Genomic DNA, 12,314 nt, shown 5'->3' with positions numbered 1-12,314 from the left:
TGTTCTGTCTCCTTCTCTTCTCCAGGGTCCCAGCGTACGGAACGCAGGGAACCCCGGGTCCAGCGCCTCGCAGGTCGTCCCCTGGCCCCTCCCGGAGCACCATGAGCTGGCTCGATTGGTTCAAGGGGCTGTTCTCCCCCAAGCCGGTGACACGCGACGTCGCGCGGCTGGATGCGTCCGAGCGAGATGCGCGAGGCCGTCCGGCGGACGTGGTGCGCGAGACGGTGGCCACGTCGGGGCCGCTGAAGCCCGGGCACCTGCGACAGATTCTGCGGGACGCGCGGCTGCTGCCCAAGGGCAAGCGCGTCTACACGCGGAAGCGCAAGCGGCTCTTCGCGGCAACCGAGGCGCGGCGCTTCTTCTCCACGGCGTTCCGGACGCGGAACCGGAACGTGCGCGATTTGCTGCCGGACGAGGCGCAGCTCGCGCGGTACGGGTTGCCGGTGTGGCGCACGGAGGAGGACGTGGCCACGGCGCTGCGTATCTCCGTGGGGCAGTTGCGGCACTACTCGACACACCGGGCGCGGGAGCGCGTGTCGCACTACGTGACGTTCTCGGTGCCGAAGCGTTCGGGGGGCGTGCGGCTGTTGCATGCGCCGAAGCGGAGGCTCAAGGCACTACAGCGAAGATTGCTGGCGGTGCTGGTGTCGAAGCTGCCGGTGAGTGCGCAGGCGCACGGCTTCGTGACGGGGCGCTCCATCAAGACGGGGGCGGCGCCGCACGTGGGCAAGCGGGTGGTGTTGAAGCTGGACCTGAAGGACTTCTTTCCGTCGGTGACGGTGAACCGGGTGCGAGGGTTGTTGTTGGCCTTCGGGTATGGCTATCCGGTGGCGGCGACGTTGGCGGTGTTGATGACGGAGGCGGAGCGTCAGCCGGTGGAGGTGGAGGGGACGGTGTTCCACGTGCCGGTGGGGCCGCGAGTCTGCGTGCAGGGTGCGCCGACGAGTCCGGGGCTGTGCAACGCGGTGCTGACGCGGTTGGACCGGAGGCTGGCGGGCCTTTCGCGCAGGTATGGGTACACGTACACGCGTTATGCGGATGACCTGACGTTCTCGGGGGATGACCTGGGGGCGCTGGAGAAGGTGCGGGCGCTGGCCGCGAAGTACGTGACGGAAGAGGGCTTCGAGGTGAACCGCGAGAAGACGCGCGTGATGCGTCGGGGTGGGCGTCAGCGAGTCACGGGCGTCACGGTGAACGAGGAACTGGGGTTGTCGCGGGAGGAGCGGCGCAAGCTGCGCGCGATGATTCACCAGGAGGACCGGGATGGTGGGGATGCGAAGCGCGGTGCGCGCATCGACGGGATGCTGGCGTATGTGGGGATGTTGAATCCCGAGCAGGCGGCTCGCCTCGCGAGGCGACGCAAGCCTCGGGGTGGGTGAGCCTGGGGACGGATTGAGGTGTGTGGTTTCGCAACCCCGCACATGGAACTGAGAGGTTTTCCACTGCGGGGCGCGCGGGCGGTTTGTGGGTTGAGGAGGTGACCCTTTACATCGGGCGCCCCACCCTCACAGGAGTTGCGCCATGGCGACTGCCACCCGCTTCGCATTCACGCAGCAGAGCTCACCTGGGACCGAGTTCATCATCGAGCTGACGGACGACCAGACCATCAACCATGCACGGAAGATCATCTCCGGTGAGGAGAGCAACGAGATCCATGTGCATGGACGAATCATCAAGAGGACGCAGCCGTACAATCCAAAGTTCTCGTTCCATCTGGACCCAACGACCATCCGGTTCTTCTCGATGGCCATCGAGGTCTGCGATGCGAACATGGTGTACGTGGAGGACCACCTGGATGAGGCAGGGGGAGCGTTCCTGCCGGGCAACCACTGGTGTCCCTGGGATTCCAGGCTCACGCGTGAAGTGAAGTAGCGAGCGGCCTCGACGGGCCTCATGCCTCGGTTGAGCGCGGCTAACTCGGTCCGAGGGTGAGGCCCCGAGGGGATGCGGGCCTGACGGTACAGTGGGTGGTCATGAGTGACCTTCCGTCTGTCCCGGGGCCGGTGGCGCCGCGCTGGCTGTATCTGCATGGGTTCGCGTCGGGGCCTGACTCGGCCAAGGGAGTGGCCGTGGCGAGGCACTTCGAGGCGCGAGGCCACCACGTCGCGAGGCTGAACCTGCGAGTGCCCTCGATGGAGCAGCTCCGGCTGAGCGCGATGTTGGAGACGGTGCGTGCGGCGCTGGGGGGAAAGGAGGACCGGGCGGTGCTGTTCGGCTCCAGCCTGGGAGGCCTGACGGCGGCGAGAATCGCGGCGGAGGATGCGAGGGTGTGTGGGTTGGTGTTGCTGGCACCGGCGTTCCATGTGGTTCCGCAGTTGCGGAAGCGTATGGGTGAGGCGGCGTGGGGGCACTGGAAGACGTCGGGTTGGATTGAGACGGACGACTTCGCGGAGAAGCGCAAGGTGCGCATCCACTCGGGGTTCATCGAGGATGCGGAGGCGGTGGACGCGCGCACGGGAGGTTGGCCGGACGTGCGGGTGCCGACGCTGTTGATTCACGGGAAGGCGGACGACACGTGTGACATCCGTTACTCGCGCCAGTGGGCGGAGGGACGGAGGCATGTGCGGATGGTGGAGGTGGAGGACGGCCACGAGCTGACCGCGTCCCTGCCCCGCATCCTCGCGGAGTCGGAAGAGTTCCTGCGGCCGTGGGGGGCGTGACGCAGTGACTGGCTTTGGGTAGGCCTGGCGCAGGATTGAAGCGCGGCTGCTCAGGCCACACATGTGGGACTGAGTACCCCACGATGACTGTCTGACAAATCTGGCCTTTCGAGTGTCGGCGTGCGAGCCCGCGCAGTCTACTGCGCCCTTACCATGCACAGACCTCTATTCGTGGCGATTGCGGCTTCCCTGGCTTCGTGTGGCGGTGAGCAGTCAACGCTGAAGGAGAATGACAGAGGAAGCGAGAGCGACGTCTATCGCGACGGGGATGACTGGGCAGACGATGCAGGCGCCCACCCGCAGGTCCTCCGAATCATGGGGGCAGGAGGGTTCTGCACGGCGTGGCTGTCATCCAGCAACACGCTGACGACGAGTGCGCATTGTCTCGCGAACGCCACCAATTTCGTCGGATGGACCTACGACACATCGCAACAAAACTCCTCGACTGCCCAGTTCAACGCGCTGAAGAACCTGGGCTCCTCCATTGGGGGTTTCATTCATCCACTGGGTGGAGTCTGTCCCACCAATGAAGATGATTGCTGCTGGGGCGCGGACATCGTCGTGCTGGTCTTCGACCCGGTCAACGCGGTTCCTCGCAACGTCATGAGGCCGCTCGCCATCAAGGCCGCGACAGCGGATGAGCCAGAATGTGATGGAGCGGATCGATGTGTGATGATGGTCGGAACTGGCCTCACCGGCGAGGACGAGTGTCATGACGAGGACGCGACCCCTGCGACTCTCGACAGAGGAGCCACACAGCTATTCCTGGAGTCGGGTCTCGGTAATGGTCACTGCCCCGCCAATGGCGGCATGCTCTACGGAGAGTATGACTACGACGACTCGTCGAGCTGCCAAGGAGACTCAGGGTCACCCATTTTCTGGGGTGGAACCAATGAGGTCTTCGCCACGAACCGGGGTTCGGGAGGAGACGGTAGCGACGATGTCGTGGGGCCCGTGCTCTGGGTCGGCGGCGAAAATACCGCACGCGACTTCTTCATGCTCAGAGCAGGTGACCAGGATCAGGATGGCATTCAAGCGGCTCACGACAACTGTGACCGCACGCCGAATCCCGGTCAGGAGGACTGGAATGGCAATCAGGTTGGTGACGCGTGCGAAGACAGTGATGGCGATGGTCTCCTCGACAGCGAAGAGATCCTGAGAGGAACCGCGCCAGGCAACGCGGATACCGACGGTGACGGGCTCGGGGACGCGGCTGAGGTCCAGACCCATCTCACCAATCCCCTACTGCCAGACACGGACGGCGACGGGTTGACCGATGGCCTGGAGGTCCTGACCCACGGGACGAATCCGCTCGACGCCGACTCGGACGATGACGGGTTGACCGACGGCCAGGAGGTTCTGACCTACGGAACGAATCCGCTCGACGCTGATTCGGACGATGACGGGTTGACCGACAGCCAGGAGATCCGGACCCACGGGACGAATCCGCTCGACTCCGACTCGGACAATGACGGGTTGACCGATGGCCCGGAGGTCCTGACCCACGGGACGAATCCACTCGACTCCGACTCGGACGATGACGGGTTGAATGATGGCCAGGAGGTCCTGACCTACGGGACGGACCCGCTCGACTCCGACACGGATAACGATTTGCTTGGAGACGGGTTTGAGGTCACGCACGCACTCGACCCGCTGAATGCGGACACGGATGGGGACGGGGTGATCGACGGGAGGGACACCGAGTGGATTGAAGCGGCGATCACCGCCCTCCCTGATTCGGCATTCAAGGCACCAGGTCATCGGAACTCGATCGCCGCGCACCTCGCCCAGGTCGAGCGGTTCGCGCAGCGAGGCGAGTTCGACAAGGCACTCCATCATCTCGGCACGCTGAGCACGCACGTCGATGGATGCGGCCCCACGGCGGACAACAATGACTGGCTTGTCGACTGCACGGCACAGCTCGAGGTCCGCGCGCTGCTCGATATGCTCGCCGCCAATCTCTGACCAGCGGGACGATTCCAACCGGAGCAGGCCACGGGAGTCCGGCCACCTCTCGAATCCTCAGGAAGATGAGGGCGGAGGCGGACGGACTCCTGAGGCAAGGGCATGGCCCCGGGTGAGCGGCGAGCACCTCGCGCAAACGAGGCAGCGCGAGTGTGACGCTGGAAGAAGAGTTCCCGGAGACCGGGGTCCACATCGAGTTCCACTCCCTCGGCCCGTTCAACGGCACGGCGAGGAACAAGGAGGGCCAGCCCATCCAGGCGCCGTGGACAAGGTCAGCCCGGCGGGGCCGGGCGAAGTGCGGGCCCTCGTGGATGAGCAAGGCCGCTTCGTCTTCGAGCCCTGGCCCCATAGGACATTCAGGGTGAAAGTGCTGACCGAAGGGTGCGCGGACCGACACCACGAGTTGGAGCATCTGGACGACGCGCCGTTCGCCACGGTGATTCAACCCACGCTCTTTTAGGTCACGAGGAGTGATCCTCGCGTTGAGCGCGGCGATGACCTTCTCGATGTTTCAATTCACGCTCCTCGCAGACACGAGGAACGACAGCCCGAGCACCAGCCGCCGTTGCCATTCTCCGCGTTTCAACCCACGCTCCTCTCGGTCACGAGGAGCGACTGGACCACCAGGGCGCGCGCTGCATCCTTTGGACATTTCAACCCACGCTCCTCGCCGTCACGAGGAGCGACCTTCCAGGTAGCAGTCTTCACGGGAGATGACCCATTTCAACCCACGCTCCTCGCGGTCACAAGGAGCGACTTTGGCGAAGAGGTTCACCACCAACCCACGCTCGTCGCGGTCACGAGGAGTGACAGAGTACGTCTTCCCTGCACCGCGCCCGCCCATGTTTCAACCCACGCTCCTCGCGGTCACGAGGGGCGACCAGTCGGCCCGGTAGCGCTCAACGTCAGCGACGCGGTTTCAACCCACGCGCCTCGCAGTCACGAGGAGCGACACCTTCTCCATGAAGCGGACGATGTTCCCCTGGTTTCAACCCACGCTCCTCGCGGTCACGAGGAGCGACCGCCTCCACTCCGAGTTCCACCAGGTTTGCCGCGTTTCAACCCACGCTCCTCGCGGTCACGAGGAGCGACCTCAGGCGGCGCGGCGCTTTCCTCGTGGGATGGCGTTTCAACCCACGCTCCTCGCGGTCACGAGGAGCGACCAGGGGGGCTGCTGGTACGCCGCAGCGGGCACGGTTTCAACCCACGCTCCTCGCGGTCACGAGGAGCGACACTCCTTCGAGTACTTGGTCATGGCAGCTCCAGTTTCAACCCACGCTCCTCGCGGTCACGAGGAGCGACGGACGACGTTCCAGCAGGCACGGATGCCGGACTTGTTTCAACCCACGCTCCTCGCGGTCACGAGGAGCGACTGGTTGGAGCCCAGAGGTCGCAAGAGCGGCGAGACGTTGTTTCAACCCACGCTCCTCGCGGTCACGAGGAGCGACTCATCACGAAGGAGTCGAGCGCGAGCGCGAGCTGTTTCAACCCACGCTCCTCGCGGTCACGAGGAGCGACTGGGACACAAAGAGCTCCGCATTTCTCAAGGAGTTTCAACCCACGCTCCTCGCGGTCACGAGGAGCGACAGGTGCTGGCCTTCATCTTCACGTCCACCAAGGCGTTTCAACCCACGCTCCTCGCGGTCACGAGGAGCGACGGCTCGTGGCGGAGCGGGAAGGCGGCGCGCGATGTTTCAACCCACGCTCCTCGCGGTCACGAGGAGCGACCCGTGGAATCCACGCTGTGGGACGACAAGCGTAGGGTTTCAACCCACGCTCCTCGCGGTCACGAGGAGCGACCATGCTCGGAATCGAGCACCACTACCGCGCGCAGTTTCAACCCACGCTCCTCGCGGTCACGAGGAGCGACCACCACCGACTGATTGCGCGGCGGTTGCGGAGGTTTCAACCCACGCTCCTCGCGGTCACGAGGAGCGACGTGTGTCCGGACTGCGGCACGGAGCTCAACGCTCAGTTTCAACCCACGCTCCTCGCGGTCACGAGGAGCGACCGTGCTGGCTCGGCGAGCCCTGATTACTGACTACTGTTTCAACCCACGCTCCTCGCGGTCACGAGGAGCGACGTGGCGCAGCGTGTTCGGCTTCGTCGACGCTCGCGCGTTTCAACCCACGCTCCTCGCGGTCACGAGGAGCGACTACTCCGGGGATTCCCGGAGTGGCACTCCTCAGTTTCAACCCACGCTCCTCGCGGTCACGAGGAGCGACTTGAACCTGTCCCGCTCATGCACCACATCCCGTTTCAACCCACGCTCCTCGCGGTCACGAGGAGCGACGTCGCAGCGCGACTTGGCCGGGTCCACGTCCACATCGTTTCAACCCACGCTCCTCGCGGTCACGAGGAGCGACAGTTGGTGCTGGCGTTGTTCGTGTTCGAGCCCGGTTTCAACCCACGCTCCTCGCGGTCACGAGGAGCGACGATCGTCGCCGCGCTCGCCGTCAGGCCCGCGTTGTTTCAACCCACGCTCCTCGCGGTCACGAGGAGCGACTCGACATGGCGGTCGCGAAGTTCACATTCAGGTAGTTTCAACCCACGCTCCTCGCGGTCACGAGGAGCGACAAATGCTGAATGGGCTCTGGTGGGTCGCCGAACTTGTTTCAACCCACGCTCCTCGCGGTCACGAGGAGCGACCGTGGCCCGAGAGCTTGGGGTTGAGCGACAACTCGTTTCAACCCACGCTCCTCGCGGTCACGAGGAGCGACCACCCCGGCTGCCACAAGTACGCATGGACTCTGTTTCAACCCACGCTCCTCGCGGTCACGAGGAGCGACCGTGGCGTCAATCGCGAAGGCATCGCCGTTCTCGTTTCAACCCACGCTCCTCGCGGTCACGAGGAGCGACTCCGCCGCGAGCGCGAGCGGCGTGCCTGGGTCGTTTCAACCCACGCTCCTCGCGGTCACGAGGAGCGACGACGTAGACATACGGCTCGCCCCCGGCCTGGCAGTTTCAACCCACGCTCCTCGCGGTCACGAGGAGCGACTGCAGCGCCAGGGGCAGGCGGCTGAAGCCGCGCGGTTTCAACCCACGCTCCTCGCGGTCACGAGGAGCGACTTGCCCCGTACGGAGTCATGGACACATGCGAACCGTTTCAACCCACGCTCCTCGCGGTCACGAGGAGCGACCATCTTCCTGCCGCATCTCAACGCGGCGCTGGAGTTTCAACCCACGCTCCTCGCGGTCACGAGGAGCGACTCTTTCCGGACCCTGTCATCCCGAGGAGCATCAACAGTTTCAACCCACGCTCCTCGCGGTCACGAGGAGCGACGCCCGCGCTGCGGTACGGAGGACGGCTTCTACATCGTTTCAACCCACGCTCCTCGCGGTCACGAGGAGCGACAGAAGTGGACATCCACGATCAGCTCCATGCCATGTTTCAACCCACGCTCCTCGCGGTCACGAGGAGCGACAGCACGCGAGCGCGGCTGAGTCGGAGGCTGCATGTTTCAACCCACGCTCCTCGCGGTCACGAGGAGCGACGTCGTGCGTGAGGATGGCCGCAGCTTGCACCGTGTGTTTCAACCCACGCTCCTCGCGGTCACGAGGAGCGACGCCCGCCGCCAAGAACAACGAGTGGAAGCCCAAGGTTTCAACCCACGCTCCTCGCGGTCACGAGGAGCGACACGTACACCGGTCCGAGGTCTCCCCACTGAGTCGCGTTTCAACCCACGCTCCTCGCGGTCACGAGGAGCGACTGAGTCCGACGATGTCAGCCGTGCCCTTCGGGTTGTTTCAACCCACGCTCCTCGCGGTCACGAGGAGCGACTGACGCGCGCTACTGCCGCGCTGCTCACGCTGTTTCAACCCACGCTCCTCGCGGTCACGAGGAGCGACCCCACCCCTGCACGGGGCGCAGCTCCAGAATGCAGTTTCAACCCACGCTCCTCGCGGTCACGAGGAGCGACCGTCTGAGGCCCAGATTCCTGGACGCGCCTCGGGAGGTTTCAACCCACGCTCCTCGCGGTCACGAGGAGCGACGAGTGGCGTTCAGCCTGCACCCTGCCCGGGGAGTCGGTTTCAACCCACGCTCCTCGCGGTCACGAGGAGCGACGCGTTCGTCATGGAGTACATGACGCTGCCCGGGTTTCAACCCACGCTCCTCGCGGTCACGAGGAGCGACACGCGCGCTGAGCTTGGGATTGAGCGACAACTCGTTTCAACCCACGCTCCTCGCGGTCACGAGGAGCGACTCCGCAGATGACGCACTTCTGGACTCCGCTGACGTTTCAACCCACGCTCCTCGCGGTCACGAGGAGCGACATGCCGAAGGAGGGTGGCGACGCGCGCCTCCTCGAAGTTTCAACCCACGCTCCTCGCGGTCACGAGGAGCGACCTGATTGGTAACCTGGGTGCTGACCCGGAAGTGAGGTTTCAACCCACGCTCCTCGCGGTCACGAGGAGCGACGTCACCCGGGGTCACGTCCACGGCAAGTGACGTGTTTCAACCCACGCTCCTCGCGGTCACGAGGAGCGACGACCTTCACCTTCCCGCCCACCACCATCTCCCGGTTTCAACCCACGCTCCTCGCGGTCACGAGGAGCGACTCTGCCTGTCCAAGCTACCAGAACTCCAAGGGAATCCAGCCGCTTCGCGCGAACCTGGCTCCACTCGAGTCACCCAGCCCGAGTCGGCGGCTCCGCAGCCCGCGCAACCTCTGAAGACTATTGGAGCTTTCAAAGAACGCGAACCTCCGACGGAGCCCACACCAGCACAGGTCCGCGCGCCCCACTCAGGGCACGCGAGCAACTCAGAGGATGAGCGGTCCCTCGACATCCAGTGGAATCCTCGCGCCATGATGCTCCGTCTTCCGAGCGACATCTTCGCTCAGGAAATAGAACCGCAGGCTGTCGCTCGCATCATCCAGCTCCGCGAGCAGCCGTGCGCGCAGGACCACCCAGTCCTTCGGCTCCAGCACGCACTCGAAGACCGAATACTGCACCCGGACGCCATGGTCCTTGCACGCCCGAGCAATCCGCCGGAGCCGCCGTGGCCCCTCCGCGTCGGAGACCCGGACGTCGTAACACACGAGCACGGTGACCTTTCTCACTCAGCGCACCGCGAACGGAGGATAGCCATCCAGTTCGCCCCGGAGCGCCCGAGCCAGCAGCAATGCCTGCAGATGGGGAACCAATCCCCAGCTCGTCTGCTGCCCCAGGAACACATGCTGGACCTCCGCCTGCTTCGCGCCCTGGTACGCCACGAGGAACGTCTTGCGCGCGTCGTCCTTGAGCATCACCGCTCCCGCCGCCTCCGTCTTGAAGTCCTCCGGCTTGAGCTGTCCCCGGTTCACCAGGGAGAAGACCAACCGGTCCACCACGGGCGCGCGGAGTTCCTCCATCAAGTCCAGCGCGAGTGACAGCCGCCCAGGCCGGTCCTCATGGAGGAACCCCACCGCGGGGTCCAACCCCACGCCCGCCAGCGCCCCCGCGCAATCCTGCGCCAGCAAGGCATACCCAAAGGACAACAGCGCATTCAGCGGGTCCCTCGGAGGCCGCCGGTTTCGGCCATCGAACACGAACCGCCGAGCGTCCCCCTTCAGCAAGCCCGGGAACACCTCGAAGTAGTCCCGCGCCGCGATGCCCTCCAGCCCTCGCACCTGCTCCAGGTCCTCCGTCCGCTCCAGCGCACGAAGATGGCCGGAGAGTCGATGAGCCGCCTCCTCCAGTGCCGCCTTCCGCTCCTCCACCGCATCCCGACGCGCATGCAGCAGGAATTGACGAGCATTCCCCAACTTCCCCACAACCATCGCCCGAGCGATGGCCAGCGTGCGAACCCCGTCATCCGCCACACGGAACTGCGCGCGCCGCAAGAGCACGTTGCCACCAGGCATCCCCTCGACTCGCGCCAGGAACCGTCCCGTCATCCCGAAGAACGACACGTGAATCCCCGCCTCCACGCAACTCTCCAGGAGCTCCGGCGTCATCCACGCGCGGGCCAGACACACCACCGAGCGCAGATGCCGTAAAGGCACCTCCGCCTTCTTCTCGTCCTGAATCGTCACCACCACGCGCTCGCCCTCCTTGTTCAGACGGGTGCCCTCCACGGTGATGAACAGCGTATTGAGCGCGGTCGTCATGTCTGCCCTCCGCCAGTGACACGCCAAGGCCCGTTCTTCAGAGGTCCACGGACTCCACCATCCGCCGCAAGTGCTCGGCAACGCGCCGCTGTCCCGCCGTGACGTGCGGCAGGCACAGCGGCTCCAGCGAGCACGACTCGCACTTCGGCGCCTTCGGCACCACGGGCACATCGCGCCGCTCCAACAGTTCGTGCATCCGCGCGATGGCCTCCTCCGTCCGAGCCCGAAGTCGCACATCGAACGAGACAGCCTGTCGCCGGTGCTGCGCGCCATAGAAGAGCGCGCCCTCGGGGACAGCGACGCCGTGCATCTCCTCCAGACACAGCGCCTGGGCACAGAGCTGCACGGCGTCCGCGTCGTGCGACTTCCGCCGCCCACGCTTCACTTCCACAGGGTACGGCCGCCAGCCGGTGGGGCTGGCGGGGTCCGGGTGGTACTCGACCAGGTCCGCGCGGCCCGTGAGTCGCAGCCGCGAGCAGCCCAGCCGAACCGCCCGCGCCACACGGCGGCCCGGCCGGGCGTCATGACCGGGAAGGTCCACCCGCTCATGGAGCAGCCGACCCAGCGCGGTGTTCACATCCTCCCGCCACAACTGCTCGACATGGATGAGCGCGGCCTGCCGTTCGCAGAACAGCAGGTGCTGCAGGGCGGACAGCGCTACCCACGTCTCACGGGTGTCGCTCATCCCGCCAGGTCCATCACCTCGATGCCCTCGGGCAGCTTCGCCGTGTCCACCGTCACCGAGTAGTCCGTGAACGCCCGAGCGGGCTTCTCCGGCTGCACGGGAGCAATCCGGACGCGGTCGAACAGGGCATGCGCGGGTGCATTGCCCAGCTCGGAGCCGTGCTTGAAGACGATGACCTTGCGCATGGACATCAGTCCGCGCGCGGCGCTGCGGTCCAATTCGAACATGTTCGCGAAGGACTTGAACAACAGCTCCAGGTCCGTCGAGCTGAAGCCGGTCTGCCTCGCGAGGTGCGGCGAGATGAAGCCGTGCGCGCGGTAGAGCCCGTAGGGCACGGTGTTCTTGCGCCCCATGGTCCGGTTGTCTCCACCCTGTTTCTCCGCTTCGGCCTCCGTGGCCACGGCCATGCGAGTGATGGAGTGCTCCTGAGAGACAATGGGGCTCACGGACCGCGCGAAGGTGAGTTGCACCGGTCCGCGCACCTGTCCCGCGTTGGCGCCCGTGGACATGACGGCACCGAAGGTGCGGACATCGAAGAACGTCTTGCACATCCAAACCCGCCCCTGCTCGACTTCCGAGCCCTGGGCCTTTCCCTTGTTGTCGCGCTTCTTGCCGTCCTTCTCCACCTTGGGCTTCTCGTTCAGGTCGATGCCCAGTCCCTTGTACGCGTCGTTGATGGACACGTTCAGGATGGCCTTCTCCTTCACGAAGATGTCGAACCCCGGCTTCTTCTCCTGGGTGAGCTGGATGAAGTTGCGCACCTTGCGCTTGAGGCTCACGTCGGTCACCAGCCCGTGGCCCGTCTCCGGGTCGATGCGCGGCAGGTTGCCCGCGTCGGGGTCACCATTGGGATTGCCGTCCTGGACGTCGAACAGCAGGACGAAGTCGTGGCGGTTCTTGAGTTCGGTCATG

General features: G+C 65.3%; 8 protein-coding genes and 1 CRISPR repeat array. Of the genes, 4 read left to right on the top strand and 4 right to left on the bottom strand.

Annotation, left to right across the window (positions count from 1 at the left end):
* Positions 1-101: 101 nt before the first annotated feature.
* The 4 genes from FJV41_RS00930 to FJV41_RS00915 all read left to right on the top strand — a co-directional run bounded on the left by FJV41_RS00930 (position 102) and on the right by FJV41_RS00915 (position 4,625).
* Positions 102-1,379 carry a reverse transcriptase family protein gene (locus FJV41_RS00930; protein WP_141640457.1) on the top strand — a complete coding sequence of 426 codons (1,278 nt, stop codon included), beginning with the start codon at positions 102-104 and terminating at the stop codon, positions 1,377-1,379.
* A 142-nt stretch (positions 1,380-1,521) separates the two neighbouring features.
* Positions 1,522-1,872 (top strand): BP74-related protein, encoded by a 351-nt coding sequence (locus tag FJV41_RS00925; protein ID WP_141640456.1) that lies wholly within the window; start codon positions 1,522-1,524, stop codon positions 1,870-1,872.
* A 101-nt stretch (positions 1,873-1,973) separates the two neighbouring features.
* On the top strand, positions 1,974-2,660 hold the full coding sequence (locus tag FJV41_RS00920) for a YqiA/YcfP family alpha/beta fold hydrolase (RefSeq protein WP_141640455.1): 687 nt from the start codon (positions 1,974-1,976) through the stop codon (positions 2,658-2,660).
* Between the two features lie 171 nt (positions 2,661-2,831).
* Positions 2,832-4,625, top strand: coding sequence for a trypsin-like serine protease (locus FJV41_RS00915; protein ID WP_181790309.1), 1,794 nt, complete (start codon positions 2,832-2,834; stop codon positions 4,623-4,625).
* A 650-nt stretch (positions 4,626-5,275) separates the two neighbouring features.
* A CRISPR array of direct repeats spans positions 5,276-9,185; the repeat unit is 37 nt; unit sequence GTTTCAACCCACGCTCCTCGCGGTCACGAGGAGCGAC.
* A 203-nt stretch (positions 9,186-9,388) separates the two neighbouring features.
* On the opposite strand, the gene cas2 is transcribed toward FJV41_RS00915, so the two are convergent.
* Genes cas2 through cas7c form a run of 4 tightly spaced genes read right to left on the bottom strand, consistent with a single transcriptional unit; the run spans position 9,389 to position 12,313 of the window.
* Positions 9,389-9,688, bottom strand: coding sequence for a CRISPR-associated endonuclease Cas2 (cas2, locus tag FJV41_RS00905; RefSeq protein ID WP_141640452.1), 300 nt, complete (start codon positions 9,686-9,688; stop codon positions 9,389-9,391).
* Positions 9,689-10,717 (bottom strand): type I-C CRISPR-associated endonuclease Cas1c, encoded by a 1,029-nt coding sequence (gene cas1c / locus FJV41_RS00900; RefSeq protein ID WP_141640451.1) that lies wholly within the window; start codon positions 10,715-10,717, stop codon positions 9,689-9,691.
* A gap of 37 nt (positions 10,718-10,754) precedes the next feature.
* Positions 10,755-11,402 (bottom strand): CRISPR-associated protein Cas4, encoded by a 648-nt coding sequence (gene cas4, locus FJV41_RS00895; protein ID WP_141640450.1) that lies wholly within the window; start codon positions 11,400-11,402, stop codon positions 10,755-10,757.
* The gene (gene cas7c, locus FJV41_RS00890; RefSeq protein ID WP_141640449.1) at positions 11,399-12,313 is read right to left on the bottom strand and encodes a type I-C CRISPR-associated protein Cas7/Csd2; all 915 of its coding nucleotides are present in this window, start codon (positions 12,311-12,313) and stop codon (positions 11,399-11,401) included. Before cas7c ends, cas4 begins: the two co-directional genes overlap by 4 nt.
* Position 12,314: the final 1 nt, after the last annotated feature.

The organism is Myxococcus llanfairpwllgwyngyllgogerychwyrndrobwllllantysiliogogogochensis (genome assembly GCF_006636215.1).
GTDB classification, from domain to species: domain Bacteria; phylum Myxococcota; class Myxococcia; order Myxococcales; family Myxococcaceae; genus Myxococcus; species Myxococcus llanfairpwllgwyngyllgogerychwyrndrobwllllantysiliogogogochensis.
The sequence above is the reverse complement of the archived record's forward strand: the minus strand, read 5'-3'. Positions and strand labels throughout refer to the sequence as shown.